Origin of the sequence: Enterobacter cloacae complex sp. P16RS2 (genome assembly GCF_014982155.1) — a bacterium.
In the GTDB taxonomy this organism is placed as follows: Bacteria; Pseudomonadota; Gammaproteobacteria; order Enterobacterales; family Enterobacteriaceae; genus Enterobacter; species Enterobacter cloacae_M.
Genome location: NZ_JADCKW010000042.1, coordinates 50,058 through 76,353 on the forward strand (window position 1 = coordinate 50,058; position 26,296 = coordinate 76,353).

24 protein-coding genes and 1 tRNA gene are annotated in these 26,296 nt (G+C 58.6%); 15 read left to right on the forward strand and 10 right to left on the reverse strand.

Going from position 1 to position 26,296, the window contains the following annotated elements; translation table 11 throughout:
* Complete coding sequence (ascF, locus tag INF68_RS20960) at positions 1 to 1,452, reverse strand: PTS cellobiose/arbutin/salicin transporter subunit IIBC (RefSeq protein ID WP_045355796.1); 1,452 nt, start codon at positions 1,450 to 1,452, stop codon at positions 1 to 3.
* Positions 1,453 to 1,666: 214 nt separating this feature from the next.
* Between ascF and INF68_RS20965 the strand changes: the two genes are divergently transcribed.
* The 4 genes from INF68_RS20965 (at position 1,667) to INF68_RS20980 (ending at position 6,605) form a co-directional block, all read left to right on the forward strand.
* Positions 1,667 to 2,680, forward strand: a complete 1,014-nt coding sequence (locus tag INF68_RS20965; protein WP_126785877.1) for a LacI family DNA-binding transcriptional regulator — start codon at positions 1,667 to 1,669, stop codon at positions 2,678 to 2,680.
* 133 nt (positions 2,681 to 2,813) lie between these two features.
* Positions 2,814 to 3,359 (forward strand): electron transport protein HydN, encoded by a 546-nt coding sequence (gene hydN / locus INF68_RS20970; protein WP_023308960.1) that lies wholly within the window; start codon positions 2,814 to 2,816, stop codon positions 3,357 to 3,359.
* Positions 3,360 to 3,364: 5 nt separating this feature from the next.
* A complete protein-coding gene (gene hypF, locus INF68_RS20975) occupies positions 3,365 to 5,581 on the forward strand; it encodes a carbamoyltransferase HypF (protein WP_126785878.1) in 2,217 nt (738 codons plus the stop codon).
* 1 nt (position 5,582) lies between these two features.
* On the forward strand, positions 5,583 to 6,605 hold the full coding sequence (locus tag INF68_RS20980) for a HoxN/HupN/NixA family nickel/cobalt transporter (protein WP_029742064.1): 1,023 nt from the start codon (positions 5,583 to 5,585) through the stop codon (positions 6,603 to 6,605).
* A 450-nt stretch (positions 6,606 to 7,055) separates the two neighbouring features.
* On the opposite strand, the gene norW is transcribed toward INF68_RS20980, so the two are convergent.
* Both norW and norV read right to left on the reverse strand, forming a co-directional pair.
* On the reverse strand, positions 7,056 to 8,189 hold the full coding sequence (norW, locus tag INF68_RS20985; protein ID WP_126785879.1) for an NADH:flavorubredoxin reductase NorW: 1,134 nt from the start codon (positions 8,187 to 8,189) through the stop codon (positions 7,056 to 7,058).
* Positions 8,186 to 9,631 (reverse strand): anaerobic nitric oxide reductase flavorubredoxin, encoded by a 1,446-nt coding sequence (gene norV / locus INF68_RS20990; protein WP_193525413.1) that lies wholly within the window; start codon positions 9,629 to 9,631, stop codon positions 8,186 to 8,188. Before norV ends, norW begins: the two co-directional genes overlap by 4 nt.
* A 186-nt stretch (positions 9,632 to 9,817) precedes the next feature.
* Between norV and norR the strand changes: the two genes are divergently transcribed.
* Entirely contained in the window at positions 9,818 to 11,332 is a 1,515-nt protein-coding gene (norR, locus tag INF68_RS20995; protein WP_109844689.1) for a nitric oxide reductase transcriptional regulator NorR, read from the forward strand.
* Here the strand turns inward: norR and gutQ are convergent.
* The 7 genes from gutQ to srlA form a co-directional block, all read right to left on the reverse strand.
* A complete protein-coding gene (gene gutQ, locus INF68_RS21000) occupies positions 11,329 to 12,294 on the reverse strand; it encodes an arabinose-5-phosphate isomerase GutQ (protein ID WP_023333193.1) in 966 nt (321 codons plus the stop codon). The two genes, norR and gutQ, sit on opposite strands and share 4 nt — an antisense overlap.
* Positions 12,287 to 13,060, reverse strand: coding sequence for a DNA-binding transcriptional repressor (locus tag INF68_RS21005; protein ID WP_126785881.1), 774 nt, complete (start codon positions 13,058 to 13,060; stop codon positions 12,287 to 12,289). The genes gutQ and INF68_RS21005 overlap by 8 nt, the downstream gene beginning before the upstream one ends.
* Positions 13,061 to 13,123: 63 nt before the next feature.
* Entirely contained in the window at positions 13,124 to 13,483 is a 360-nt protein-coding gene (gene gutM, locus INF68_RS21010; protein WP_023308952.1) for a transcriptional regulator GutM, read from the reverse strand.
* Positions 13,484 to 13,550: 67 nt separating this feature from the next.
* Positions 13,551 to 14,330: a sorbitol-6-phosphate dehydrogenase gene (gene srlD, locus INF68_RS21015; RefSeq protein ID WP_023294411.1), complete on the reverse strand. Its 780-nt coding sequence runs from the start codon at positions 14,328 to 14,330 to the stop codon at positions 13,551 to 13,553.
* Positions 14,331 to 14,344: 14 nt separating this feature from the next.
* On the reverse strand, positions 14,345 to 14,707 hold the full coding sequence (srlB, locus tag INF68_RS21020) for a PTS glucitol/sorbitol transporter subunit IIA (protein WP_023308951.1): 363 nt from the start codon (positions 14,705 to 14,707) through the stop codon (positions 14,345 to 14,347).
* A gap of 12 nt (positions 14,708 to 14,719) precedes the next feature.
* Positions 14,720 to 15,679 (reverse strand): PTS glucitol/sorbitol transporter subunit IIB, encoded by a 960-nt coding sequence (locus INF68_RS21025; protein WP_023308950.1) that lies wholly within the window; start codon positions 15,677 to 15,679, stop codon positions 14,720 to 14,722.
* Entirely contained in the window at positions 15,676 to 16,239 is a 564-nt protein-coding gene (gene srlA, locus INF68_RS21030; RefSeq protein WP_023333189.1) for a PTS glucitol/sorbitol transporter subunit IIC, read from the reverse strand. Before srlA ends, INF68_RS21025 begins: the two co-directional genes overlap by 4 nt.
* Before the next feature lie 251 nt (positions 16,240 to 16,490).
* Here srlA and mltB point away from each other — a divergent pair, with 251 nt between their 5' ends.
* From mltB to INF68_RS21080, 10 genes are all read left to right on the forward strand, one after another.
* Positions 16,491 to 17,591, forward strand: a complete 1,101-nt coding sequence (gene mltB / locus INF68_RS21035) for a lytic murein transglycosylase B (RefSeq protein WP_181366975.1) — start codon at positions 16,491 to 16,493, stop codon at positions 17,589 to 17,591.
* A 313-nt stretch (positions 17,592 to 17,904) separates the two neighbouring features.
* Entirely contained in the window at positions 17,905 to 18,558 is a 654-nt protein-coding gene (locus INF68_RS21040; RefSeq protein WP_109844692.1) for a metal ABC transporter ATP-binding protein, read from the forward strand.
* Positions 18,555 to 19,415, forward strand: coding sequence for a metal ABC transporter permease (locus INF68_RS21045; protein ID WP_126785882.1), 861 nt, complete (start codon positions 18,555 to 18,557; stop codon positions 19,413 to 19,415). The genes INF68_RS21040 and INF68_RS21045 overlap by 4 nt, the downstream gene beginning before the upstream one ends.
* 14 nt (positions 19,416 to 19,429) lie before the next feature.
* A complete protein-coding gene (locus INF68_RS21050) occupies positions 19,430 to 20,308 on the forward strand; it encodes a metal ABC transporter substrate-binding protein (protein ID WP_126785883.1) in 879 nt (292 codons plus the stop codon).
* 129 nt (positions 20,309 to 20,437) lie between these two features.
* A complete protein-coding gene (pncC, locus tag INF68_RS21055; protein WP_109844694.1) occupies positions 20,438 to 20,935 on the forward strand; it encodes a nicotinamide-nucleotide amidase in 498 nt (165 codons plus the stop codon).
* 89 nt (positions 20,936 to 21,024) lie between these two features.
* The gene (recA, locus tag INF68_RS21060; protein ID WP_109844695.1) at positions 21,025 to 22,083 is read left to right on the forward strand and encodes a recombinase RecA; all 1,059 of its coding nucleotides are present in this window, start codon (positions 21,025 to 21,027) and stop codon (positions 22,081 to 22,083) included.
* Positions 22,084 to 22,151: 68 nt separating this feature from the next.
* Positions 22,152 to 22,652, forward strand: a complete 501-nt coding sequence (gene recX, locus INF68_RS21065) for a recombination regulator RecX (RefSeq protein WP_063408786.1) — start codon at positions 22,152 to 22,154, stop codon at positions 22,650 to 22,652.
* A 131-nt stretch (positions 22,653 to 22,783) separates the two neighbouring features.
* Complete coding sequence (gene alaS / locus INF68_RS21070) at positions 22,784 to 25,411, forward strand: alanine--tRNA ligase (protein ID WP_109844696.1); 2,628 nt, start codon at positions 22,784 to 22,786, stop codon at positions 25,409 to 25,411.
* A gap of 241 nt (positions 25,412 to 25,652) precedes the next feature.
* The gene (csrA, locus tag INF68_RS21075; protein ID WP_000906486.1) at positions 25,653 to 25,838 is read left to right on the forward strand and encodes a carbon storage regulator CsrA; all 186 of its coding nucleotides are present in this window, start codon (positions 25,653 to 25,655) and stop codon (positions 25,836 to 25,838) included.
* 342 nt (positions 25,839 to 26,180) lie between these two features.
* Positions 26,181 to 26,273 (forward strand) — tRNA-Ser (locus INF68_RS21080).
* The last annotated feature ends 23 nt before the right edge of the window (positions 26,274 to 26,296 follow it).

The window sequence follows — 26,296 nt, forward strand, 5'->3', positions numbered from 1 at the left end:
TTATGCTTTTGCTGCGTTGTTCTGTACCGGTGCGGTCTGCAGGGCGCGCGCTTTTTCAGCCTCGTCTTCGACCGGGATATCCTCAAACCCTAAAAGCAGGGTCAGAACAAACGACAGCACCACTGCCAGCCCCATCACGCCGAACACCCAGACGATGGTCATCGGGTTGGCCGGGTCAAAGAACTGCACGCTGGTGAACAGCCCCGGTGCCGCCATTGAGTGGCTGGCAAGACCGGCCATGCCGGCGACCGCCCCGCAGATAAAGCCGCTGATCAGGCTCGCAATCAGCGGACGTTTCAGACGCACCGCCACGCCGTACAGGGCCGGTTCAGAGATCCCCGCCATAATGGCGGAGGCTGCCGCCGCCAGCGCCGTCTGGCGCAGCTCCGGGTTTTTGGTTTTCCACGCCACCGCCAGCGACGAGCCGCCGAGCGACAGGTTGGCGCCGATTTCCGACGGCATCACCATCCCTTCCTTGCCCGTTTCGGCAATGGTCTGAATGATGGTCGGCGTAAACACGCGATGCATCCCGGTCATCACCAGCAGCGGCCAGAGCGCGCCCATGATGGCGACGGAGAGCCAGCCCAGGTAGCCGTGAATGGTGTAGACCAGCGCGGAAATGGCGCTACCGATCCAGATCCCCAGCGGGCCAATCAGCACGATGGCGAGCGGGGCGGCAATCAGCACGATCAGCATCGGCTTGAGGAAGTTTTTCGTCACCGCCGGGGTAATACGATCCACCCAGCGTTCGATGTATGACAGGCACCAGGTCATCACCAGCGCCGGGATCACCGTGTAGGTGTATTTCACCGCCGTCACCGGAATAAAGGCGAACTCAACGTGCTCGCCCTGCGCGGCTTTCGCCATCAGCTCGATAAAGCTCGGGTGCACCAGCACGCCCGCGATGGCGATGGCCAGCGACATGTTGGTTTTGAATTTCACCGCCGCCGAGGCCGCCACCATCAGCGGCAGGAAGAAGAAGGCGCCGTCGCCGATGACGGTCAGAATAGTGAGCGTCGGCGCGCCTTTTGGCAGCACGCCGGTCATCTCGAGGATCATCGCCAGCAGCTTGACCATCGAGCCGCCGATGATCGCCGGGATCAGCGGAGACATGGTGCCGATCAGCGCGTCGAGGATCCCGGCGCCAACGCGGCGTAAGGTCAACTTCTGCGGACCTTCCGGCACCGCGGGCTGCAGGTCAGCGGGCAGCAGGCTTACCACTTCGCGGTACGCCTGTGAAACCGTGTTGCCAATAATGACCTGGCACTGGTTGTCGTTGCGTACCACGCCGAGCACGCCGCTGATGCTTTTCAGGCGCGCTGCGTCGGTCAGGCTTTCGTCTTTCAGTACGAAACGCAGACGCGTCATGCAGTGGGTGACGGCGACGATGTTCTCTTTGCCGCCCAGCGCGCTGATAACGTCGTTCGCCAGCGCAGCGTAATTTTTGGCCATCGGATGTGATCCTGTTATTGTTGTGAGACATGTAGGAAACCGGTTCCACATAATCATCATGAGTTTCTTTGGATGAAACAAGATCGCTTTTTGACCATTTTTTCGTTTCGTGATGCAGATCGCAATGGTGTAGCAAAAGCGTGATTTCACCGCTGCGACAATTTTTTTGCAGTGCAGTACACTGCGCTCCATCAGATTCAGACGGAATAATAATATGACCACGATGCTTGAAGTGGCGAAGCGGGCAGGCGTTTCGAAAGCCACGGTGTCCCGGGTGCTGTCGGGAAATGGCTACGTCAGCCAGGAGACCAAAGACCGGGTGTTTCAGGCCATTGAAGAGAGCGGCTATCGCCCGAATTTGCTGGCGCGAAACCTGGCAACCAAACGTACCCAGACGCTGGGGCTGGTGGTGACTAATACCCTCTATCACGGCGTCTACTTTAGCGAGCTGCTGTTTCACGCCGCGCGCATGACGGAAGAAAAGGGGCGGCAGCTGATCCTCGCGGACGGCAAGCACAGCGCGGATGAAGAGCGCGAGGCGATCCAGTACCTGCTCGATATGCGCTGCGACGCGGTGATCATCTATCCGCGTTTCCTGAGCGTGGAAGAGATGGATGAGATCGTCGAGAAGTGCGAGCAGCCCATAATGGTGCTCAACCGCCGCCTGCGGAAAAACAGCAGCCACTGCGTCTGGTCAGATCATAAAGCCTCCAGCCAGGAGGCGGTGTCGCAGCTGATTGCGAAAGGGCACCGGGAGATCGCGTTTATCACCGGCTCGCTGGATTCTCCCACCGGGGTTGAGCGTCTCTCCGGCTACAAGGACGCGCTGGCGCAGCACGATATTCCGCTGCGCGAGGGCCTTATTGCGCAGGGGAAGTGGAACCCCGCCAGCGGCGCGGCGGCGGTTTCCGAACTGCTTGCTCGCGGTGAGCGCTTTACGGCGCTGGTGGCGAGCAATGACGATATGGCAATCGGTGCCATGAAGCAGCTGCACGACAGCGGCGTGGCCGCCCCGGACGCGGTGTCGGTGATCGGTTTCGACGACGTGGCCATCGCGCCCTACATCGTGCCGTCGCTTTCCAGCGTGCGTATTCCGGTGACGGAGATGATCAAAGAGACCATCAGCCGACTGATCTTCATGCTCGACGGCGGTGAGTTTAAATATCAGCAAACCTTTTCCGGCGAGCTGGTGCTGCGCGACTCGGTTATTGATGGCCCGCACCGCTGATGTCGACAGCTGTCATCGTCATAAGTGACGATGACAGCGCCGTCGTAATTTTTAAATTCATCTAAATCAATAGGTTAATTATTGGCACGGTTTATGAATATCTCCGCGCATAACTGTAATGCTGGAGAAGCAGATGAACCGTTTTATTATGGCCGATGCCAGTAAGTGTATTGGCTGCCGTACCTGTGAAGTGGCGTGCGTGGTTTCCCATCAGGCGGAGCAGGACTGCGCGTCGCTCACCCCTGACACCTTCCTGCCGCGCATCCACGTCATTAAAGGCGTGAATATTTCCACCGCCGCCATCTGTCGCCAGTGCGAAGACGCACCGTGCGCGAACGTCTGCCCGAACGGGGCGATTAAACGCGAGAAAGGCTTTGTGCACGTCATGCAGGAGCGCTGCATTGGCTGCAAAACCTGCGTGGTCGCCTGCCCGTACGGCGCGATGGAGGTGGTTGTCCGTCCGGTGGTACGCAACAGCGGCATGGGGCTGAGCGTACGTGCGGAGAAAGCCGAAGCCAACAAATGCGATCTTTGCTATCACCGCGACGCCGGTCCGGCCTGCATGGAAGCCTGCCCGACGCATGCGCTGGTCTGCGTGGATCGCGACAAGCTTGAGCAGATGAGCGCCGAAAAGCGCCGTCGCGCGGCATTCGACACGTCGTCATCGCTGCTGTTCTGAACCCTATGTGCAGTAACGGCGTACAGCTGCGCGTGCGCGGCAAGGTGCAGGGCGTGGGGTTTCGCCCCTTCGTCTGGCAGCTGGCGCAGGCGCTTCAGTTGACCGGTGACGTCTGCAATGATGGAGAGGGCGTGCTGGTGCGCCTCGCGGGTAATGGGGGGGCCTTTACCGCGAGGCTGCATCAGGACTGCCCGCCGCTGGCACGCATTGACCACGTTGAAACGCAGCCGTTTACCTGGGCGCAGGTGCCGGAGGACTTTACCATCCGCCACAGCGCGGGCGGGGCGATGGACACCCAGATTGTTCCCGACGCCGCGACCTGTCCGGCGTGCCTGGCTGAAATGCGCGACCCCGGCGAGCGCCGCTATCGCTATCCGTTTATCAACTGCACCCACTGCGGGCCGCGGTTCACCATTATTCACGCCATGCCCTACGACCGCCCGGCCACGGCAATGGCGCCATTCCCGCTCTGTGTGCCGTGTGAAGCAGAGTACCGCAATCCTGCCGACCGCCGTTTTCACGCCCAGCCGGTAGCCTGCCCGGACTGCGGGCCTGCGCTGGAATGGCGTGCGGGCGACATCACCGCTTCCCGTGAGGCTGCGCTGAGCGCGGCGGTGGCGATGCTGAAAAGCGGCGGCATAGTCGCGGTCAAAGGGCTGGGCGGTTTTCATCTCGTCTGCGACGCGCGTAATCCGCAGGCGGTCGCGGCGCTTCGGGTACGCAAGCAGCGTCCCGCGAAGCCGCTGGCGGTGATGATCCCAAACGCGGACGGCGTGCCGGAGGCGATCCAGACGCTTTTATGCTCCTCCGCAGCGCCGATTGTGCTGACCCCAAAAGCCTCGCTTCCCGGGTTTCCCGAAGGGATTGCACCCGGGCTCGATTGTATTGGCATCATGCTTCCCGCTAACCCGCTGCAACACCTTCTGATGATGGACTGCCAGCGCCCGCTGGTGATGACTTCCGGTAACCTCAGCGGCAGACCGCCTGCCATGACCAACCAGCAGGCGCTGGATGAACTCGGCGACATCGCGGACGGCTTCCTGCTGCACAACCGCGATATCCTGCAACGAATGGACGATTCGGTGGTGGATCGGGACGGCGCGATGCTTCGCCGCGCGCGCGGTTTTGTGCCGGATGCCGTCACGTTGCCTGCGGGTTTTGAGAATCTCCCCGCCATGCTATGCACCGGCGCGGAGATGAAAAACACCTTCTGCCTGGTGCGTGGTAGCCAGGCGGTGCTGAGCCAGCATTTTGGCGATCTCGGTGACGAGGGCGTCGAAGCGCAGTGGCGAGGCGCGCTCTCGCTGATGCAGAAAATTTACGCCTTCCAGCCGAAGCGCGTGGTGTGCGACGCCCATCCGGGCTATCACACACAACGATGGGCGCAGGCGCAGGGGCTGCCGGTCGAAACCGTACTGCACCATCACGCCCACGCGGCGGCGTGCCTGGCGGAGAACGGCTGGCCGCTCGACGGCGGAGACGCGATTGCCCTGACGCTGGACGGGATCGGCATGGGCGAGAACGGCGCGCTGTGGGGTGGGGAGTGCCTGCGGGTGAACTATCTCGCGTGCGAGCGTCTGGGCGGGCTGCCTGCCGTTGCGCTGCCGGGGGGCGATCTGGCGGCGCGGCAGCCGTGGCGCAATCTGCTCGCCCACTGCCTGGCGTTTGTCCCTGACTGGCAGCTGTACCCGGAAACGCGCGCGGTTCAGCGTGAAAACTGGCCGCTGCTGGCAACGGCGATCCGGCGCGGCATCAACGCGCCGCAGGCCTCGTCCTGTGGTCGCCTGTTTGATGCGGTCGCCTGCGCGCTGGGTATTGAAACCCAATCCTGGGAAGGTGAAGCGGCCTGCCGGCTGGAAGCGCTGGCCTCGCAGTGCGCGGGCGTCGACCATCCGGTGACGTTGTCTGTCGACAACCTTGCGCTTTTCTGGCGGCAGTGGCTAGCCTGGCAGGCTGAGCCCTGCGAGCGCGCGTGGGCGTTTCACGACGCGCTGGCAAAAGGGCTGGCGGAACTCGCCGCGCGCCATGCCCGACGCCTGTCGCTGTCGACAATCTGTCTCAGCGGCGGCGTGCTGCACAACCGTCTGCTGCGCGCGCGCCTGCGTCATTATCTTTCTGACTTTACGCTTCTTTTTCCTTCGCGCCTGCCCGCAGGTGACGGAGCGATCTCCTTCGGGCAGGCGGCGATCGCCGCTGCCCGGTCATGTTCACAAAGGACTTAAAATGTTACGACTCTTACGCAATGAACCTCGCGCCGCGCTTCTGCTGCTGGCTCTGGTAATGGCAAACCTGCTGGCCTGGGGATGGGCATGGCACGCTTTTAGCGGCAGCACGGCGTTGATGGCCGCCAGCCTGCTGGCGTGGTGCTACGGGCTGCGTCACGCGGTGGACGCTGACCACATCGCGGCCATTGATACCGTGACGCGTAAGATGATGCAGCAGGGCAAACGTCCGTCCGGCGTGGGGGCGTGGTTCTCGCTGGGGCACTCCACCATCGTGGTGCTGGCCTCCATTGCTATCGCCGCGACCGCGACGGCGTTTCAGAAAAACATGGAATGGTTCCACGAAACCGGCAGCCTGATTGGCACCGCCGTTTCCGCCACCTTCCTGCTGGCTATGGCGCTGGTGAACATGGTGATCCTGCGCGGCGTCTGGCGCAGTTTTCAGGCGCTGAAACAGGGCAGGCCCGTGCAGGGCGACATCACTCTCCCTGCCCAGGGCGGCGTCATGAACTGGCTGTTTGGCAAAACCTTCCGCCTGGTGAATAAAAGCTGGCAGATGTACCTGGTCGGTTTCCTGTTTGGCCTCGGCTTTGACACGGCTACCGAGATTGGCGTGCTGGGGATCTCTGCCGCCAGCGCGTCAAGCGGGATGTCGGTGTGGTCAATCATGGTCTTCCCGGCGCTCTTCGCCAGCGGCATGGCGCTGGTGGATACCCTCGATAACCTGCTGATGGTCGGTGCCTACGGCTGGGCGTTCAACAAGCCGCAGCGCAAGCTCTACTACAACATGACCATTACCGGCACCTCCGTGGTGGTGGCGCTGTTTATCGGCGGGCTGGAAGCGCTGGGTCTGCTGATGGACAAATTTGCCCTCAGCGGCGGCGTGTGGGATCTGATTGGCGCGGTAAACGACAACCTGGGCAACGCCGGGTTTGTTGTGGTCGGGCTGTTTGTCGCCTGCTGGCTGATCTCCATGGTCAACTACCGCTGGCGCGGCTACGACGCGCTGGTGGTACGTTCCTGAACCGGCTCCTGCACGGCGCAACCTCCGCGACTTCCTCAATGGCTGGCGCATAGCGGCATACCGATAAAAAGATGCTGAAAATATAGGTCTTTTGCGGAATAAAATATATTCCGCATTCTTCGCTTGTGTGAAATAGCGAGAAAGATAATTGAGTTATTTATAAAAATTCGCCATGATTTGCCTCCTGCTGATGATGTCTTTTCAGACTGAGTCGGCTGCCAATAATAAATCTGGATGATGTTTTTAAGCTATTTAATATTAAAGCGTTTACGAAAATAATAAATAAGGGATTGATGGCGATGATATATCTACTTTGCATTTATTTGATGAATAGAATGCGTAAGAAAAAGCCCCGGAATATCGGGGCGGTGAATAATAAAATTCAAAGGTTAACTCTGCGTAGACTCGTTGTTGGACGGATAAACGAAGCGCCGCCCGGCAACGAGAGGGTTAAGCAGGTAACAGTTTCAGCAGTGCGAAAGCCTCCTTCATCCGGTCTTCACTAACCACAAAAGCGCGAATCTGACCCTCGTTATCCGCGCCGCGCGCGACCATTCCCTGCGGTTCGAGGGTAATTTGCCAGTTCAGATCCTGACGCTGCGTTTCACCGGCAAGATGCAGCGGTAATTCTGGCGTTTTGACTTTAATCAGCATGGCGGGTAATTTCAGCGGCGCGCTGCCGCCGAGCAGGTTTTTCGCCAGATACATCGCGCTTAATTGAATTGGCTGTAAAAAGGGCAGTACCTGACCGTTAATTTCAGCGCAGTCACCTAACGCGTAAATATCAGGTTGCGTGGTTTGCAGGTAGCTATTTACCTTCACGCCACGCTGTATTTCGGCGCCTGCGCGATGCGCCAGCGCGGTTTCCGGCCGCAGGCCCGTCGCGGCAACTACGACATCCACCTCAACGCTGCGGTTGCGGTCGAGCGTGGCACGAATGCCGCCTTCGGTTTTGCTCAGGCTTTGCAGCTGCGATTTCAACAGCAGATGCACCCCCATGTCGGTCAGGCGATGCTGTAAGCGACTGCTTACTTCTGCGGGCATCAGCGACGACAGAATGCTTGCCGCGTGGTCGACCAGAGTCACGGATTTACCCGCCCGGCAGAAATCCATCGCCAGCTCGGTGCCTATCAGCCCGCCGCCGACAATCATCACGCGCTGCGCGTCGCAAAGCGCCGTTTCGCTGGCCTGATACTCCTGCTGGCTGTTGAGGGTGATCGTCAGCTCGCGGCCTTCAACCGGCGGCACAAACGCAGAGGCACCCGTGGCCAACACCAGTTTGTCGTACTGCCAGGTTTTCTCTTTTGCTTTCACCTCGTGGGCGGCAGCGTCGATGTCGGTGACCCAGGTGTAAGGGAACAGACGCAGGTTAAACTGTTCTGCGAACTCACCCGCCGTCTGGCGGGTGAGGTCTTCGGCGCGCTGATTCTGGCTAATGACGTGGCTCAGATCGGGCTTGTTGTACTCGTCCATGCTGTCGGCGGCGATTACCGTCAGCGGCACGCTGGCGTCCTGCTTGCGGATGTTTTTCACCAGCTGGCGGGCGGCAAAGCCCGAGCCGATGATGACGATACCGTTGTTCATTTTGCCTCCGTACCCAGTTCGTCAAAGACGTCTTTCCCGAGTGAACACTCCGGGCAGAGGAAATTGTCCGGCACGTCACTCCACGGCGTGCCCGGCGCAACGTCCTGCAGCGGCTCGCCCAGTTCAGGATCGTAAATCCACTGGCAGACGCTGCACTGCATGCGCGGTCCGGGATCGGCGGCTGTCGCGGCGGCGCAGGCGCAGGTTTCCTGCTGTGCGGTCGGTTCGGCAGCTTGCGGAAGCGGTGCGAGCGCCCACTGACGGGCAATGTCGCGGCCGTGCTGGCGGCAGACCTCCAGGGCGTCAATATCCGGCCGCCATTTCGCCTTCAGGCTGAGGGACATCTCAAAGCCCGCATCCTGCAGGCGGGTAGACAGACGGTCTACCGCACCGCCGCTCCAGCCGTGGGAGCCAAAGGCGCTGGCGCGCTTGTTGCGAAAACGCAGGCCGGTCATCTCTTCTACCAGACCGGCAATTTTCGGCATCATCACGTTGTTCATGGTGGAGGTGCCCACCAGCACGCCCTTAGAGCGGAAGACGTTGGTCAACACCTCGTTCTTATCGCTGCGCGCCACGTTGAAGATTTTCACCGCCACGTTGGGGTCCACTTCGTTGATGCCCTGGGCAATGGCGTCCGCCATCATGCGGGTGTTGTTGGACATGGTGTCGTAGAAAATAGTGATGCGGTCTTCCTGATAGTCCGCCGCCCATTTCAGGTAGAGCTCCACAATCTGGGTCGGATTTTCACGCCACACCACGCCGTGGGAGGTGGCAATCATGTCCACCGGCAGGTTGAAGCCGAGGATCTCGGTGATTTTTGGCGTCACCAGGCGGTTGAACGGCGTCAGGATGTTGGCATAGTAGCGCTGGCACTGCTCGAACAGCTCGGTCTGGTCCACTTCGTCGTTGAACAGGCGCTCGTCGCAGTAGTGCTGGCCGAAGGCGTCGTTGCTGAACAGCACCGCGTCGCCGGTCATGTAGGTCATCATGCTGTCCGGCCAGTGCAGCATCGGGGTTTCCACGAAGATCAGCTGCTTGCCGTTGCCGATATCCAGCGCGTCGCCGGTTTTCACGGTGTGGAAGTTCCACTCCGGATGGTGGTGGTGGCCGTTGATCGAGTCGATGGCGTTGGTGGTGCAGTAGATCGGCGTGTTCGGGATGTAAGACATCAGCTCGGTCAGCGCGCCGGCGTGGTCCTCTTCCGCGTGGTTGATGATGATGTAGTCGATGGCGTCCAGGTCGATTTCGCTGCGCAGGTTCTGCACGAACTCGCGGCTGAACTTGTGATCGACGGTATCGATCAGCACGTTTTTTCCTTCGCGGATGAGATAGCTGTTGTAGCTGCTGCCGCGCAGCGTTTTGTATTCCGTCCCGTGGAAATCGCGCACTTCCCAGTCACGTTGACCGACCCAATGAATGTTATTTTTAACCAGAATAGACATAGCAACCTCTACGTAATACAGCATTTTCAAATAAGACGATTTGCCTATATCAAGTTACGTGCCAGTTTTTAATTTATTGATTTTGCTTAATTAATTTTTTTATGAACCGTAATGGGTAGTCATTATGACTATCAAAAGCAGTGTCAATATGACAACATGCATTGTCAAAATGACAGCGAGGTCACTATGAGCTTTTCCGTAGACGTGCTGGCGAAGATAGCCATTGAGCTGCAGACCGGTATCGGCCATCAGGACCGCTTTCAGCGGCTGATCTCCACGCTGCGCCACGTGCTTGAGTGCGATGCGTCCGCGCTGCTGCGCTACGAGGGGCGGCAGTTTATTCCGCTGGCTATCGACGGGCTGGCGAAGGACGTGCTCGGGCGGCGTTTTACACTTGAAGGCCATCCACGTCTGGAGACTATCGCCCGTGCGGGTGACGTGGTGCGCTTCCCGGCGGACAGCGATTTGCCCGACCCGTACGACGGGCTTATTCCCGGACAGGAGAGTCTCAAGGTGCACGCCTGTATCGGCCTGCCTTTATTTGCCGGGCAAAACCTGATCGGCGCACTGACCCTCGACGGCCTGTCGCCGGACCAGTTCGACACCTTTAGCGACGAAGAGCTGCGCCTGATTGCCGCCCTGGCCGCCGGGGCGCTGAACAATGCCCTGCTGATTGAACAGCTGGAGAGCCAGAACATTCTTCCCGGTAGCCCGAGGGCGTTTGAGCAGGTGACGCAAACGGAGATGATCGGCCTTTCTCCGGGCATGGCACAGCTCAAAAAAGAGATTGAGATTGTCGCCGCCTCAGATTTGAACGTGCTGATCTTCGGGGAAACCGGCACCGGTAAGGAGCTGGTGGCGAAGTCCATTCACGAAGCGTCGCCGCGCGCGGTGAACCCGCTGGTGTATCTCAACTGCGCCGCGCTGCCGGAAAGCGTGGCGGAAAGCGAGCTGTTTGGTCACGTAAAAGGGGCGTTTACCGGAGCCATCAGCAACCGCAGCGGCAAGTTTGAAATGGCCGATAACGGCACGCTGTTTCTGGATGAAATCGGCGAGCTCTCCCTGTCGCTGCAGGCCAAGCTGCTGCGCGTGTTGCAGTACGGCGACATCCAGCGCGTGGGGGATGACCGCAGTCACCGAGTGGACGTTCGCGTGCTGGCGGCAACGAACCGCGACCTGCGTGAAGCGGTGGTGGCAGGGCAGTTCCGAGCCGACCTGTTCCATCGCCTGAGCGTGTTCCCGCTTACCGTGCCGCCGCTGCGCGAGCGCGGGGACGACGTGGTGCTGCTGGCGGGCTTTTTCTGCGAGCAGTGCCGTCTCAGGATGGGGCTTTCCCGCGTGGTGCTGAGCCCGGGGGCGAGGGCGCATCTGCTGAGCTACGGCTGGCCGGGCAACGTGCGCGAGCTGGAGCACGCGATTCACCGCGCGGTGGTGCTGGCGCGGGCGACGCGTTCGGGTGACGAAGTTGTGATCCACGCGCATCATTTTGCGCTGCAGGATGAAACCGCACCGGCAATCGCCCAGGCTCTACCAGAAACGGTGAATGAAAATCTGCGCGAAGCCACTGAGGCGTTTCAGCGTCAGATGATTACCCGCGCGCTGGAGCAGAATAACCGCAGCTGGGCGGCGTGCGCGCGGGCGCTGGAGATGGACGTCGCCAACCTGCACAGGCTGGCGAAGCGTCTGGGACTGAAGGGTTAGATAATGCCGGCCTGATAGAAATCCTGCAGGTTGATGGCGCCGCACAGCCTGCCGGCGTCATCCACCACCGGTGCGGCGGTAATTTTGCGCTTCATCAGCACCTCTTTGGCTTCAATGGCGCGGCTCTCGGCGTTGAGCGTCAGGCCGCCTTTGGTCATGGCGTCCGACACGTTGGTTTCCAGCCTGCCGCCGCCCACCAGCCAGCGGCGCAGGTCGCCGTCGGTGAACACGCCCTTAACGCTCCCGCTGTCATCGCAGACCGCTACCAGCCCCAGACCGGTGCGGCTGAGTTCCAGCATCGCGTCCATGACGCTGGTATCGAGTTTGACCTGCGGAATGGCATCGTCGGTGCGCATCAGGTGGTGAACCTTGTTGAGCAGGCGTGCGCCGAGCGCGCCCGCCGGATGCGAACGGGCGAAATCTTCTTCGTTAAAGCCGCGCGCCTGCATCACCGCCATTGCCAGCGCGTCGCCCATCATCAGGGTGTTAACGGTGCTGGAGGTTGGGGCGAGGTGCATCGGACAGGCTTCACGCTCAACGGAAATATCCAGCGTCGCCTTGGCGGCCAGCGCCAGCGGCGAGCGGGATTTGCCGGTCATCGCCAGCAGGGCGACCGATTTTTCCTGCAGGCGCGGAATAATCAGGTCCAGCTCTTTGGCCGAACCGGAGTAGGAGATAAACAGCATCACGTCGCGGCTTTCAATCATCCCCAGATCGCCGTGCAGCGCCTCTGCCGGATGCACAAAAAACGCCGGGGTGCCGGTGCTGGCGAGCGTCGCGGCAATCTTTTTGCCGATATGGCCGGATTTACCGATGCCCGCCACGATCACTTTGCCTTCGCAGTGGATAATGGTGTTGGCGGCGCGGACAAAATCCTCGCCCAGACGTTCCGGCAGGCGGCTGGCTTCCTGCAGTTCCAGCATCAGCGTCTGGCGGCCCGTTTCTAACAGAAAATCACTCATCTCTCTCTCCGGTTACGATCACGTCGATTCCTTTCTCTTGCAGCGCTTTTTTGAACGCCGGATCGATACCCGCGTCGGTAATCAGCTTATCAACGCTTTCAAGGCTACAGACAATGTTGGGGCTTTTGCGGCCAAACTTCGACGAGTCTGCCATCAAAATCACTTCCCGCGCGGCGTTGCACATGGCTTTACTGACGCTGAACACTTCGTTGAACGTCGTAACACCGGCGTTCAGGTCGATGCCGTCGGTGCCCATAAAGAGTTTATCAAAGCTGAAGTGGTCGAAGGCATTCTCCGCCAGCTGGCCGTGAAACGACGCCGATTTTTTGCGGAAGGTGCCGCCGGGCATCAGGATGGTCTGCTCGCAGTCGTTCTCCGACAGGGCGTTGACGATGTGCAGGCTGTTGGTCATCACCGTGATGTTGTTAAAGCGGCTGAGCAGCGGGATCATCTGCAGGACGGTGCTGCCTGCATCCAGAATGATGGAATCGCCATCGTGGATAAATTTGACGGCGGCTTCGGCAATCAGCGCTTTCTGGTGGGTATTGATCAGCGTTTTGTGGTCGATAGGCGGGTCCGCTTCGTCCTTATTGAGCACCACGCCGCCGTAGGTTCGAATAACGGCGCCAGAGTTTTCGAGCAATACCAGGTCCTTGCGTATTGTCGTGCCGGTAGTGTCAAAGTAGTGGGCCAGATCCTCTACCGAGCATTTTCCCTGCTTTTGCAGATGTTCGAGAATGGCCGCCTGCCGCTGACGAGGTTTCATAGGCGCTTCGTTCCTTAGGTTGCGAAATGATAATTTCGCAAGTCTATAGCTTTCACAACGAAATTATCCATGTTTCAGATTAAGCGCTAATGATAGTGCATTCTGACAGAGTGGATCATGGGGAAAGATCACATCAGGCCGTAATTCCTGCAGCGAAATGCCGTTGATCGCCTGGATTTTCGCCGGACGGGCGAAGACGGTCATGCCGCGCATGATGAGGGAATCGCAGACGTGATTGTTTTCATCCAGCGCAACGGCGACGACCACGCGCGGTTTGAAGCGTCCACCGGAACGCCCGACCCCGACGCGACCTTTCTGACACAGCGCGTCAAACGCGCGGTTAAACTGGTGGATCTGCCAGCCGCCAAACGCCATCTGGCAGATCCAGGCGAGGGCGGCGACGGTGATGAGTGCGGTAACCATATCGACTCCTTGTTTTGTTCCCTCTCCCGGTGGGAGAGGGTTAGGGTGAGGGCATCAGGCCGCTCGATCAGAACATGACCTGCCCACCCGTCACGTTGATCGACTGCCCGGTGCAGTACGAGGCTTTCGGGCTGGCGTAAAACAGCAGCATGTTCAGCACGTCCTGATAATCGCACCCGCGCTTCAGCGGCACTTTATCGATGTAGTACTGCTCCACTTCCTCAGCCTTGATGCCGAGCTTGGTGGCATACTGCGGCAGCAGGGACTGGAACATCGGCGATTTCAGCAGGTTACCCAGCATCAGCGAATGCACGGTAATGCCGTACTCGGCCAGATCCAGCGCCAGAGACTGCGTCAGCCCCACGCCGCCAAACTTCGCCGCGCTGTAGCCGGAGTTATGCTTGCTGCCCACTTTCCCCGATTTGGAGTTGATCTGAATGATGCGCCCCTGAATGCCGTCGCGGATCATCAGACGGGAAAACTCGCGGGCGCAGAGGAAATAGCCCACCAGATTCACCTGCAGCGAACGGTCAAAATCCCCCAGTTCGAAATCGCTGATAAAGGCCGCTTTCGCAATCCCCGCGCTGTAGACCAGCAGGTCGGTACGCCCAAAAATCTCGTCCACGCCGCGGGCCAGCGCCATCACGCTCTGTTCGCTGGTGGCGTCGGCGCCAAACCCGTACGCCATCCCTTCGCCAAACTCGGTGTTAATGGTGTCCGCCACGCGGGCGGCTTTTTCACTCTGAATGTCCACTACCGCCACGCGGTAGCCCTCTGCGGCAAGCCCACGGCAGAGGAACTCGCCTAAGGTTTGTCCTCCACCAATGACAACGGCAACCTGACTCATGTGTTTCTCCTTAATTACGCAACAAATTTTAACGTGCAGCCCGGGGTGACAGCCTGCGGAACCGGGCCCGCCACGTGAACCGTGCCGGGATATTCGGCCTGCGGCTGGCCGTCGAAACGCAGGGTGATGTGCCCCAGCTCGCGCAGGTTTTGCTCGGCGACGTCCCCGACGGCGGTCACGGCATAGCGCGCCTCGCCCAGCTCCAGCTGGCTCCCGGCCTTCAGCTCGCCCTTCAGCTCGCCGTGACAGTGGATAAAGCAAAACTCTTCGATATCCGCCGGGGCGCCTTCGCGGAAGGTGATCAGCATCTGGTCGCTCAGCGCGTCAGCCGCGCTCTGGCCGATGCGGGTAATGGTGGTCTGGTAAATCACGGTCATCGCAGGAACCTCTTATTGATAAATAAAGCCGGAGACAAACCAGGCAATCAGCACCGTCGGCGCGCCCGTCAGGAAGCGGCTCACCAGCACGGACGGCACGCCCACGCGCACGGTGTCCTGGCGCGCTTCGGCCAGCGACAGCCCTACGGGGATGAAGTCGCACGCCGCCTGGGCGTTAATGGCGAACAGGGCGGGCAGGGCGAGGTGCGGGGGAATGTTCCCCAGACCAATCTGCACGCCAATCAGCACGCCGATGACCTGGGCAATCACCGCGCCCGGGCCGAGGAACGGCGACAGCAGCGGGAAGGAGCAGATCAGCGCCAGCGTCACCAGCCCGAGCGGGTGGCTCGCGAGCGGGGCGAGGCCGTGGGCAATCCAGTCGCCCAGGCCGGACGCCATGATGATGCCGATCAGCGCCGAGACGAATGCCATAAACGGCAGAATGGTTTTCAGCACCGTGTCGATGGTGTCGCGCCCGGACTGGAACAGTACCGCCACGGCGGAACCCATGCCCATCCCGACCTTCGCCAGCAGGCCGTCGCTCTGTTCGGTGATTTTCTTGCTGGTGTCGTACTCGCGCGGGGCCGCTTTTTGCGGCGCGGCTGTGCCATTCACCAGCGTGATGTTGTCCTCCTTCACGCCTGAGACATAAATGTCCTCAAGGATGTACTGTGCCAGCGGGCCGGATTTTCCGGTGGAGTGAATATTCACCGTCGGAATGCGGCGCTTCGGATAGATACCGCAGCGCAGCGTGCCGCCGCAGTCGATTACCGCCACGCCGATTTCCGCTTCCGGCGGCTCGCCTTCCTTGAAGCCGTCGACCGCTTCCCAGCCGGTCAGCTCGCGCAGCCTGTCGACGATCGCCGGGCGCGTGCCTGCGGTGATGTAGACGATCTTTTTGCCTTCGGTGGCGTCGAACTCCAGCGGGCCGCCCCAGCCGCCCGTGCCTTTCTCAATGCGGATCCGGTTCATGCTGTGGCTCCTGAAAGATGGACTTTCTGTTCAAGCTGGATGCCCATTTTTTTCTCAAAAATGGCGGTGGTGAGGTCGGTCACCCAGCCGCGGAAGAAGTTGGTGACCAGGCCAACCAGCAGGTAGCTCACCGCCAGCGGGCCGAGCGGCAGGCCAAGGGTGGTGAGGCCGCTGGCGATCCCGAGATAGACGAACAGCTCGCCGGGGTTAATGTGCGGGAACAGGCCGTTCATCGAATGGCAGCTGTAGGAGGCGGCGGCGTAGTAGCTCGGCTTGTACTTTTCCGGCATGAAGCGACCGAGGCTTAAGGTCATCGGGTTGCAGAACACGAAGGTACCGATGAACGGCAGTACCAGGTAGCGGGACAGCGGATTCCCGGCACAGCGCTGGGCGAAGCGTTCAATGCGCTGCTGGCCGATAAAGTTGATCAGCGCGTTCATGATCACCAGCAGGCTGATCAGCAGGGGCAGGATCCCGGTCACCATGCCGGTGAACACTTCTCCGCCTTTCTGAAACAGCCCGATGAACCACTCGGCGCCGTGGGTGATGGTTTCTATCATTCTTCTCTCCTGTGGGTCTTTTTTGTTTTTGTCTGACTGGGCTAATAATAATCACTTTGAAAGGTTTTAAAGTGTTAATTGGATCTCACAATGAAAGAAAAAAGGATTATTTTGAAAGTTTATTGGTGGGGGAATGATTTTCGGTGGAAAAAAGCGCGGATTTGCGTGGGGAAGGCGCGTACCGCTTCCTTGAGGTGTTGCGGATGCTTTACCATACTGGGTTCTTATCGAACCCGTTAAATGGATGTCTCATGTTCAAGCGTCGTTATGCAGCGCTGTTGCCTGCGCTTATTCTGCTGTCTGCCTGTAGTAGCAAACCTAAGACCGAAGCCGTTCAGCAAACGGCGGGCGCGCCTTCCGGAGGATTCCTGCTGGAGCCGCAGCACAATATGATGCAGATGGGCGGCGACTTCGCGAATAATCCGGCGGCCGAGCAGTTCATCGATAAAATGGTGAGCAAGCACGGCTTTGACAGACAGCAGCTGCACGAAATTTTGTCCCAGGCCAGGCGTCTGGACTACGTGCTGCGCCTGATGGACAGGCAGGCGCCGACGGCCCAGGTGCCGAGCGGGCCGAACGGCGCGTGGCTGCGCTACCGCAAACAGTTTATTACCCCAGACAACGTGCAAAACGGCGTGGTGTTCTGGAATCAGTATGAAGACGCGCTCAACCGCGCGTGGCAGGTGTACGGCGTACCGCCTGAAATCATCGTCGGGATTATCGGCGTGGAAACCCGCTGGGGCCGCGTGATGGGTAAAACCCGCATCCTGGATGCGCTGGCGACGCTCTCCTTTAACTATCCGCGCCGCGCGGAGTATTTCTCTTCCGAGCTGGAAACCTTCCTTCTGATGGCGCGCAGCGAGCAAGACGATCCGCTCGATCTGAAAGGGTCGTTTGCCGGCGCGATGGGCTACGGCCAGTTTATGCCGTCCTCCTATAAACAATATGCCGTCGACTTTAACGGGGACGGTCATATCAACCTGTGGGATCCGGTAGATGCCATCGGCAGCGTGGCAAACTACTTCAAAGCGCACGGCTGGACGCCGGGCGGCCAGGTGGCGGTGCAGGCGAACGGTCAGGCGCCGGGGCTGGAAAACGGCTTCAAAACCAACTACAGCATTTCGCAGCTGGCAGCTGCAGGCCTAACGCCAACGCAGCCGCTGGGCAACGCGCAACAGGCAAGCCTGCTGCGTCTGGACGTGGGAACCGGGTATCAGTACTGGTACGGTCTGCCGAACTTCTACGTCATCACCCGCTATAACCACAGCACTCACTATGCGATGGCCGTATGGCAGCTGGGGCTGGCGGTGTCTCAGGCGCGCGTGCCTGCGGCGTCTCCGTTTAGTCAGTAAGTTGCTCAGACTGGTAGGCCGGGTAAGGCAACGCCGCCACCCGGCATGGCTGCACGCACGGTGCGGCCTGATGCCCTCACCCTGACCCTCTCCCACGGGAGAGGGAAATTCTTCAGAAACATTTCGCCACACTCCCTTTTCAAACCCGCCATTTACATCTTAACTGCCTTTCATTATTGTTATGTTATAACATTTAATTCGGTGTCGACATGTCAACGTCACTTTTTTCTCTGTCTGCTCTGGTTCGGCTTTTGCTAGCGCTGGTGCTTGTTGTCTTTATCGGGCTGGCCGTGCGCTGGGCGGTGGCACTGCCATGATTGTGATGAATGAACTGGTCGCGGGTTATGAACGCCAGCCGATTACGCGGCCCCTCTCGGGCACGATTGAGCGCGGCAGCATGACCGCCATTATCGGCGCTAACGGCTGCGGGAAATCCACGCTGCTGAAAACGCTGGCGGGGTTTATTCCTCCCGTCAGCGGCGGTTTCCGCTGGCAGGGTAAGCGCCCGGTCATCGGCTGGCTGGCACAGCGTCACGCCCTGGAGGCGCAGTTTCCGCTGACCGTACAGGACGTGGTAAGCATGGGCTGCTGGCCGGGCATGTCGATTTTTTCCGGGTTTCGTCGCGAAACGCGGTTGCGCATTGCCAGCGCGCTTGAGCGCGTCGGGCTTGAGTCCATGGCGTTATCCACCATCGATGAACTCTCCGGCGGTCAGTTTCAGCGCATGCTGTTTGCCCGCGTCCTGGTGCAGCAGGCGCCGCTGGTGATGCTGGATGAACCCTTTACCGGGGTCGATGAAGTCACCTGCAGCGTGCTGATGGATTTGATGCTGGAGATGTATATGCAGGGGCAAACGCTGCTCGCGGTACTGCACGACAGCGAGCGCGTGTCGCGCCATTTCCCGCAGACGCTGCGGCTGGATGCTGACGTTCCCCAGTGGAAAACCGAGCGGGTGAGGGTGGCATGATCTGGCATCTCTTTTTTCAACCGTTCATTGAGTACGGCTTTATGCGTCGCGCGCTGGTGGTTTGCCTGGCGCTTTCCGTCAGCACCACCGCGCTCGGCGTGTTTCTTCAGCTGCGTCGGATGAGCCTGATGGGCGACGCCCTTTCTCACGCCATTTTGCCGGGTGTCGCCGTGGGGTATTTGCTCAGCGGTATGTCGCTGCTGGCGATGAGTATTGGCGGTTTTATCACGGGAATTACCGTGGCGCTGCTGGCCGGTCTGGTCAGTCGACGCACGCCGCTGAAAGAAGATGCCAGCTTTGCCGGGTTTTATCTTGGCTCGCTGGCGCTGGGGGTCACGCTGGTGTCGCTGCGCGGGTCGAATGTCGATCTGCTGCATCTGCTGTTTGGCTCTATCCTCGCCGTGGACAAGGACGCCGCGCTGTTTGTCACGGGCGTGTGTATGTTCACCCTTATCACACTGGCGCTGTTTTATCGCGGGCTGGTCACTGAAGCGTTTGATACTGCCTGGCTGCAGGTGAACGCCCGCTGGCTGCCTGGCCTGCTGCACGGACTGTTTCTGGCGCTGCTGGTGCTTAACCTGGTGGCCGGTTTTCAGGTGCTCGGCACGCTGATGGCCGTCGGGCTGATGATGCTTCCGGCCGTGGCGGCACGCTGCTGGGTGCGCACGTTACCTGCCTTACTCCTGATGGCGGGTATCAGCGGTATTTTCTGCGCATGGCTGGGGCTGAGCCTCTCCTGGGCGATGAGCCTACCTGCCGGGCCGTCCATCGTGCTCACCGCCAGCGCGCTGTTCTTTATTTCCATTTTACTGGGTACGCGAAGCAGGCTCGCTGGCAGCCTGCGGGCGTATTTTTAACGCAAGGGGAAACGATGAAACGTACAGGATTTGTAGTGGCGCTCGCGCTGGGGATGATGTCGCACAGCGTGATGGCGAAAACGCTGAATGTGGTGACCAGCTTTTCGATTCTGGGGGATATCACGCAGGAGGTAGGCGGCGACCATGTGAACGTGACGACGCTGGTCGGGCCGGACGGCGATCCGCATACCTTTGAACCGTCGCCGAAAGACAGCGCCGCCCTGAGCAAGGCTGATGTGGTGGTGGTGAACGGCCTGGGGCTGGAAGGCTGGCTTGATCGTCTGGTGAAAGCCTCCGGGTTCAAAGGGCAACTGGTTGTGGCCTCAACAGGAGTGAAAACCCACACGCTTGAGGAAGATGGAAAGACTGTGACCGATCCCCATGCGTGGAACAGCGCGGCGAACGGGGCGCTCTATGCACAAAATATCCTGAACGGGCTGGTGAAAGCCGATCCGGATGACAAAGCCGTGCTGGAAGCCTCTGGCAAAACGTATATCGCGCAGCTCAGCCAGCTGGATAACTGGGCCAAAACGCGCTTTAGCCAGATCCCGCCGGCGAAGCGTAAAGTGCTGACCAGCCATGACGCGTTCGGCTATTTCAGCCGCGCCTACGGCGTGACGTTTATGGCGCCGCAGGGGCTGTCGTCTGAGAGCGAAGCCAGCGCGGCGCAGGTCGCCGAGATTATCAATCAGATTAAAGCCGACGGCGTGAAAACCTGGTTTATGGAAAATCAGCTCGATCCGCGTCTGGTGAAACAGATTGCATCGGCGACGGGCGCACAGCCCGGGGGCGAGCTTTACCCCGAAGCGCTGTCGGCAAAAGGTGGGGTGGCTGACACCTACGTTAAGGCGTTTCGCCACAATGTGCACACCCTCGCTGAGAGCATGAAATAACTTTTCCACCGCCGGTGCGTCCGTACCGGCTTTTTTCTGAAGCCCCCTCGTAAAACCTGAAGTGCATCCCCACATCTGACGAGAAAGTGCTATCTTGTGCAGCACGTTTTTCTGATGCCTGGAGCGAGAATGACTGACCATGAATTGATGCAGCTTAGCGAGATCGTTGGCCTTGCGCTGAAGCAGCGTGGCGCGACAATCACCACCGCGGAATCCTGCACCGGCGGCTGGGTGGCGAAAGCGATTACCGATATTGCCGGCAGTTCCGCCTGGTTTGAACGCGGTTTTGTGACCTACAGTAACGAAGCTAAAGCTCAGATGATTGGCGTGCGCGAATCCACGCTTGAACAGCATGGCGCGGTCAGCGAACCGGTGGTGATCGAGATGGCCATTGGCGCACTCAAAGAGGCGCGGGCAGATTACGCCATTTCCATTAGCGGCATTGCGGGCCCGGACGGCGGCAGCGACGTAAAGCCTGTCGGCACCGTCTGGTTTGGGTTCGCCACCGCCAAAGGGGAAGGGATCACCCGCCGGGAGTGCTTCAGCGGCGATCGCGAAAGCGTGCGTCGTCAGGCAACCGTTTATGCGTTAAAAACGCTCTGGCAACAATTTCTACAAAACACTTGATACTGTATGACCGTACAGTATAATTGCACCAACAGAACAGAAATCCACGGTGAAGCACAGTCGCTTCTCCCGGCATGACAGGAGTAATAATGGCTATCGACGAAAACAAACAGAAAGCGTTGGCGGCAGCACTGGGCCAGATCGAAAAGCAATTCGGTAAAGGCTCCATCATGCGCCTGGGTGAAGACCGTTCCATGGATGTGGAAACCATCTCCACCGGTTCGCTTTCTCTGGATATCGCGCTGGGCGCTGGCGGTCTGCCTATGGGCCGTATCGTAGAAATCTACGGGCCAGAGTCCTCCGGTAAAACCACACTGACGCTGCAGGTGATCGCTGCGGCACAGCGCGAAGGTAAAACTTGTGCGTTTATCGATGCCGAGCACGCGCTGGACCCTGTTTATGCTCGCAAGCTGGGCGTGGATATCGACAACCTGCTGTGTTCTCAGCCGGACACCGGTGAGCAGGCGCTGGAAATTTGTGACGCGCTGGCGCGTTCTGGCGCCGTTGACGTTATCGTGGTCGACTCCGTTGCCGCACTGACGCCAAAAGCCGAAATCGAAGGTGAAATCGGTGACTCTCATATGGGCCTCGCGGCACGTATGATGAGCCAGGCGATGCGTAAGCTGGCGGGTAACCTGAAGCAGTCCAACACGCTGCTGATCTTCATCAACCAGATCCGTATGAAAATTGGTGTGATGTTCGGTAACCCGGAAACCACTACCGGCGGTAACGCACTGAAATTCTACGCCTCTGTCCGTCTGGATATCCGCCGTATCGGCGCGGTGAAAGAGGGCGAGAACGTGATCGGTAGCGAAACCCGCGTGAAGGTTGTGAAGAACAAAATCGCTGCGCCGTTCAAACAGGCTGAGTTCCAGATCCTCTACGGCGAAGGGATCAACTTCCTCGGCGAGCTGGTTGACCTGGGCGTGAAAGAGAAGCTGATTGAAAAAGCGGGTGCCTGGTACAGCTACAACGGTGACAAGATTGGTCAGGGTAAAGCGAACGCGATCTCCTGGCTGAAAGAGAACCCGGCTGCGGCAAAAGAGATTGAGAAGAAGGTGCGTGAGCTTCTGCTGAACAACCAGGACTCTAAACCTGATTTCGTGGTGGATGCCGCGGATGCTGAAGAAACTAACGAAGACTTTTAATTCTTTCGTTTAAAAATGAAGGGCTGCTGATGCGGCCCTTTTTGCATTTCTGAATCAGCAGGTTTTTTATGAGTGAACCGACAACACGTCGACCCGCGTATGCACGCTTGCTGGACCGTGCGGTGCGCATCCTGGCCGTTCGTGACCACAGTGAACAGGAGCTGCGGCGCAAACTGTTGGCTCCGGTGATGAGTAAAAACGGGCCGGAAGAGATTGATGCCACCGCGGAGGATTATGACCGCGTGATTGCCTGGTGCTATGAGCATCATTATCTCGATGACGAGCGCTTTGCCTCACGGTTTCTCGCCAGCCGCGGCCGTAAAGGATATGGGCCCGCGCGCATCCGGCAGGAGTTGAACCAGAAAGGGGTGGCCCGGGAGTCCATCGAAAAAGCGATGCGCGAATGCGATACTGACTGGTGCGAGCTGGCCAGAGAACAGGCGATTCGTAAATACGGCGAACCGCTACCGCGTGAATTTTCAGAAAAAGTCAAAATCCAGCGCTTTTTGCTCTACCGCGGCTTTCTCATGGAAGATATTCAGGATATCTGGCGTAATTTTGCCGATTGAACGCATGCGGGATTTTACTTCCCACTAAAGAAAACTTATCTTATTCCCACTTTTTCCAGTAGCTGGTCTGTCCAACGGTTTACCGATACAGGCTGGCTACGACATTTCGTTAGCTTGATTTCAGGATAATTATGAGCAAGAGCACCGCTGAGATCCGTCAGGCGTTTCTCGATTTTTTCCATAGTAAGGGACACCAGGTTGTTGCCAGCAGCTCCCTGGTACCGAATAACGATCCGACTCTGCTGTTTACCAACGCCGGGATGAACCAGTTCAAGGACGTGTTCCTTGGTCTCGACAAGCGTAATTATTCCCGCGCCACAACCTCACAGCGTTGCGTGCGTGCGGGCGGTAAACACAACGACCTGGAAAACGTCGGTTACACCGCGCGTCACCATACGTTCTTCGAAATGCTGGGTAACTTCAGCTTCGGCGACTACTTCAAACACGATGCCATTCAATACGCGTGGGAACTGCTGACCGGTGAAAACTGGTTCAACCTGCCGAAAGAGCGTCTGTGGGTTACCGTCTATGAAACCGATGACGAAGCCTACGAAATCTGGGAAAAAGAAGTCGGGATCCCGCGCGAGCGTATTATTCGCATCGGCGATAACAAAGGCGCGCCATACGCGTCTGACAACTTCTGGCAGATGGGTGATACCGGCCCTTGCGGTCCGTGCACCGAGATCTTCTACGATCACGGCGACCACATCTGGGGTGGCCCTCCGGGCAGCCCAGAAGAAGACGGCGATCGCTACATTGAGATCTGGAACATCGTCTTCATGCAGTTCAACCGTCAGGCCGACGGTACGATGGAGCCGCTGCCGAAGCCTTCCGTTGATACCGGTATGGGTCTGGAGCGTATTGCCGCGGTTCTGCAGCACGTCAACTCCAACTACGAGATTGACCTGTTCAGCACCCTGATCAAAGCCGTTGCCGAAGTTACCGGCGCGACCGACCTGAACAACAAATCGCTGCGCGTTATCGCGGACCACATTCGTTCCTGTGCGTTCCTGATTGCCGACGGCGTTATCCCGTCGAATGAAAACCGTGGCTACGTGCTGCGTCGTATCATTCGTCGTGCCATCCGTCACGGCAACATGCTGGGCGCGAAGGACACCTTCTTCTATAAACTCGTTGGGCCACTGATTGGCGTGATGGGTGCTGCCGGTGATGAGCTGAAACGCCAGCAGGCGCAGGTTGAGCAGGTTCTGAAAACCGAAGAAGAGCAGTTTGCGCGTACGCTTGAGCGCGGTCTGGCGCTGCTGGACGAAGAGCTGGCAAAACTTAAGGGCGATACGCTGGATGGCGAAACCGCTTTCCGCCTGTACGACACCTACGGCTTCCCGGTTGACCTGACGGCGGACGTTTGCCGCGAGCGCAATATCAAAGTTGACGAAGCGGGCTTCGAAGCCGCGATGGAAGAGCAGCGTCGTCGTGCGCGCGAGTCCAGCGGCTTCGGTGCAGACTACAACGCGATGATCCGCGTTGATAGCGCGTCTGAATTCAAAGGTTATGACGCGCTGGAACTGACCGGCAAAGTAACCGCCCTGTTTGTTGACGGTAAAGCCGTTGACAGCATCAGCGCGGGTCAGGACGCGGTTGTCATTCTGGACAAAACGCCGTTCTACGCGGAATCCGGCGGTCAGGTTGGCGATAAGGGCGAGCTGAAAGGCAATGGTTTCAGCTTCAGCGTCAGCGACACCCAGAAATACGGTCAGGCGATTGGTCACCAGGGCAAACTGGTTTCCGGTTCTCTGAAAGTGGGCGAGGGCGTACAGGCTAACGTGGATGAAGCTCGCCGCGCGCGCATTCGTCTGAACCACTCTGCAACCCACCTGATGCACGCCGCCCTGCGCGACGTACTCGGTACCCACGTTGCACAGAAAGGTTCTCTGGTTAACGACAAAGTGCTGCGTTTCGACTTCTCGCATTTTGAAGCGATGAAACCGTCTGAAATCCGCGCGGTGGAAGATCTGGTGAACGCGCAGATCCGTCGTAACCTGCCAATCGAGACCCACATCATGGAGCTCGAGGACGCGAAGAAAAAAGGTGCGATGGCGCTGTTTGGTGAGAAATATGACGACCGCGTTCGCGTGCTGAGCATGGGCGACTTCTCTACCGAGCTGTGCGGCGGTACGCACGCATCGCGCACCGGTGACATTGGCCTGTTCCGCATTGTTTCCGAGTCAGGTACGGCGGCAGGCGTGCGTCGTATTGAAGCGGTGACCGGTGAAGGTGCGATTGCGAGCCTGCATGCGCAGAGCGATCAGCTGCACGACATCGCGCAGCTGCTGAAAGGCGATAGCCAGAACCTTGGCGAGAAAGTGCGCGTTGCGCTGGATCGCACGCGTCAGCTGGAAAAAGAGCTGCAGCAGCTGAAAGAGCAGGCTGCGGCGCAGGAGAGTGCAAACCTCTCCAGCAAGGCTGTAGACATTAAGGGCGTCAAACTGCTGGTCAGCGATCTGGCGGGCGTTGAGCCTAAGATGCTGCGTACTATGGTCGACGATCTCAAGAACCAGCTTGGTTCTACCGTTATCGTGCTGGCGACAGTGGCAGAAGGTAAGGTTTCTCTGATTGCGGGCGTCTCTAAGGATGTGACTGATCGCGTAAAAGCAGGGGAACTGATTGGTATGGTCGCTCAGCAGGTGGGCGGCAAGGGTGGCGGTCGTCCGGACATGGCGCAAGCCGGTGGTACGGATGCGGCGGCACTTCCGCAAGCTTTGGCCAGCGTTGAAAGCTGGGTAAGCGCGAAACTGTAATAACTACAAAGCACAAGCAGACGCCATAGCGGTAACGTTATGGCGTCTTGTTCACTGTGCTATCGATAACGATAAAGTCAGGTTGAGTTTGTGTATATCGGCTAAACTTACGTTTAACAGAATGTGATGCCGTGACTGCTTACACTTTACGTGTTTGTCATCGCTTACTTTTTGGCGTTATATGATGGATAATGCCGGGATACAAGAGACCCGACTCTTTTAATCTTTCAAGGAGCAAAGAATGCTGATTCTGACTCGTCGAGTTGGTGAGACCCTCATGATTGGGGATGAGGTCACCGTGACAGTTTTAGGGGTAAAGGGTAACCAGGTACGTATTGGTGTTAACGCTCCTAAAGAAGTATCTGTCCACCGTGAAGAGATCTACCAGCGTATCCAGGCTGAAAAATCCCAGCAGTCCAGTTACTGATATTGTCGCGTCTCGCTGTCGGGCGAGACGCAACCCTCCTGTCATTTTTCCTCCTCAACGTTAACGTTTAATTTCAAACGCTCTCTTTTTAACCACTCCGTTACCCTAAACTCGCCCTTACGCCGCCATTTCTGCAAAGGTTTTCTGTGAAGATGCCTGCAAAATCCGCTTATAAAACACCCTCTTTGCGGCTTTTACATGCGAATTGCGTGTGATTTGTGCAAACGATAAAAGCTTTTGGAAAATTGTTTGACTTATAAGTCCCAGAAAGTAATATATGCGCCACGCAGCGACGAGAAGCTCTTAACGAGTAACTCGAAGCACTCGAAAGAGGCGTTGTGTGGTGAGGTGGCCGAGAGGCTGAAGGCGCTCCCCTGCTAAGGGAGTATGCGGTCAAAAGCTGCATCCGGGGTTCGAATCCCCGCCTCACCGCCATTTTGCATCCGTAGCTCAGCTGG

What these genes read in the sequence shown, in the direction of transcription:
- srlD (WP_023294411.1), bottom strand. Translation starts at nt 14,330, where the DNA reads ATGAGTCAGGTTGCCGTTGTCATTGGTGGAGGACAAACCTTAGGCGAG.
- INF68_RS20980 (WP_029742064.1), top strand. Translation starts at nt 5,583, where the DNA reads ATGTTACGACTCTTACGCAATGAACCTCGCGCCGCGCTTCTGCTGCTG.
- norR (WP_109844689.1), top strand. Translation starts at nt 9,818, where the DNA reads ATGAGCTTTTCCGTAGACGTGCTGGCGAAGATAGCCATTGAGCTGCAG.
- mltB (WP_181366975.1), top strand. Translation starts at nt 16,491, where the DNA reads ATGTTCAAGCGTCGTTATGCAGCGCTGTTGCCTGCGCTTATTCTGCTG.
- INF68_RS21045 (WP_126785882.1), top strand. Translation starts at nt 18,555, where the DNA reads ATGATCTGGCATCTCTTTTTTCAACCGTTCATTGAGTACGGCTTTATG.
- INF68_RS21025 (WP_023308950.1), bottom strand. Translation starts at nt 15,679, where the DNA reads ATGAACCGGATCCGCATTGAGAAAGGCACGGGCGGCTGGGGCGGCCCG.
- srlB (WP_023308951.1), bottom strand. Translation starts at nt 14,707, where the DNA reads ATGACCGTGATTTACCAGACCACCATTACCCGCATCGGCCAGAGCGCG.
- norW (WP_126785879.1), bottom strand. Translation starts at nt 8,189, where the DNA reads ATGAACAACGGTATCGTCATCATCGGCTCGGGCTTTGCCGCCCGCCAG.
- pncC (WP_109844694.1), top strand. Translation starts at nt 20,438, where the DNA reads ATGACTGACCATGAATTGATGCAGCTTAGCGAGATCGTTGGCCTTGCG.
- hydN (WP_023308960.1), top strand. Translation starts at nt 2,814, where the DNA reads ATGAACCGTTTTATTATGGCCGATGCCAGTAAGTGTATTGGCTGCCGT.
- norV (WP_193525413.1), bottom strand. Translation starts at nt 9,631, where the DNA reads ATGTCTATTCTGGTTAAAAATAACATTCATTGGGTCGGTCAACGTGAC.
- recX (WP_063408786.1), top strand. Translation starts at nt 22,152, where the DNA reads ATGAGTGAACCGACAACACGTCGACCCGCGTATGCACGCTTGCTGGAC.
- INF68_RS21005 (WP_126785881.1), bottom strand. Translation starts at nt 13,060, where the DNA reads ATGAAACCTCGTCAGCGGCAGGCGGCCATTCTCGAACATCTGCAAAAG.
- csrA (WP_000906486.1), top strand. Translation starts at nt 25,653, where the DNA reads ATGCTGATTCTGACTCGTCGAGTTGGTGAGACCCTCATGATTGGGGAT.
- gutM (WP_023308952.1), bottom strand. Translation starts at nt 13,483, where the DNA reads ATGGTTACCGCACTCATCACCGTCGCCGCCCTCGCCTGGATCTGCCAG.
- ascF (WP_045355796.1), bottom strand. Translation starts at nt 1,452, where the DNA reads ATGGCCAAAAATTACGCTGCGCTGGCGAACGACGTTATCAGCGCGCTG.
- recA (WP_109844695.1), top strand. Translation starts at nt 21,025, where the DNA reads ATGGCTATCGACGAAAACAAACAGAAAGCGTTGGCGGCAGCACTGGGC.
- INF68_RS20965 (WP_126785877.1), top strand. Translation starts at nt 1,667, where the DNA reads ATGACCACGATGCTTGAAGTGGCGAAGCGGGCAGGCGTTTCGAAAGCC.
- alaS (WP_109844696.1), top strand. Translation starts at nt 22,784, where the DNA reads ATGAGCAAGAGCACCGCTGAGATCCGTCAGGCGTTTCTCGATTTTTTC.
- gutQ (WP_023333193.1), bottom strand. Translation starts at nt 12,294, where the DNA reads ATGAGTGATTTTCTGTTAGAAACGGGCCGCCAGACGCTGATGCTGGAA.
- INF68_RS21050 (WP_126785883.1), top strand. Translation starts at nt 19,430, where the DNA reads ATGAAACGTACAGGATTTGTAGTGGCGCTCGCGCTGGGGATGATGTCG.
- hypF (WP_126785878.1), top strand. Translation starts at nt 3,365, where the DNA reads ATGTGCAGTAACGGCGTACAGCTGCGCGTGCGCGGCAAGGTGCAGGGC.
- INF68_RS21040 (WP_109844692.1), top strand. Translation starts at nt 17,905, where the DNA reads ATGATTGTGATGAATGAACTGGTCGCGGGTTATGAACGCCAGCCGATT.
- srlA (WP_023333189.1), bottom strand. Translation starts at nt 16,239, where the DNA reads ATGATAGAAACCATCACCCACGGCGCCGAGTGGTTCATCGGGCTGTTT.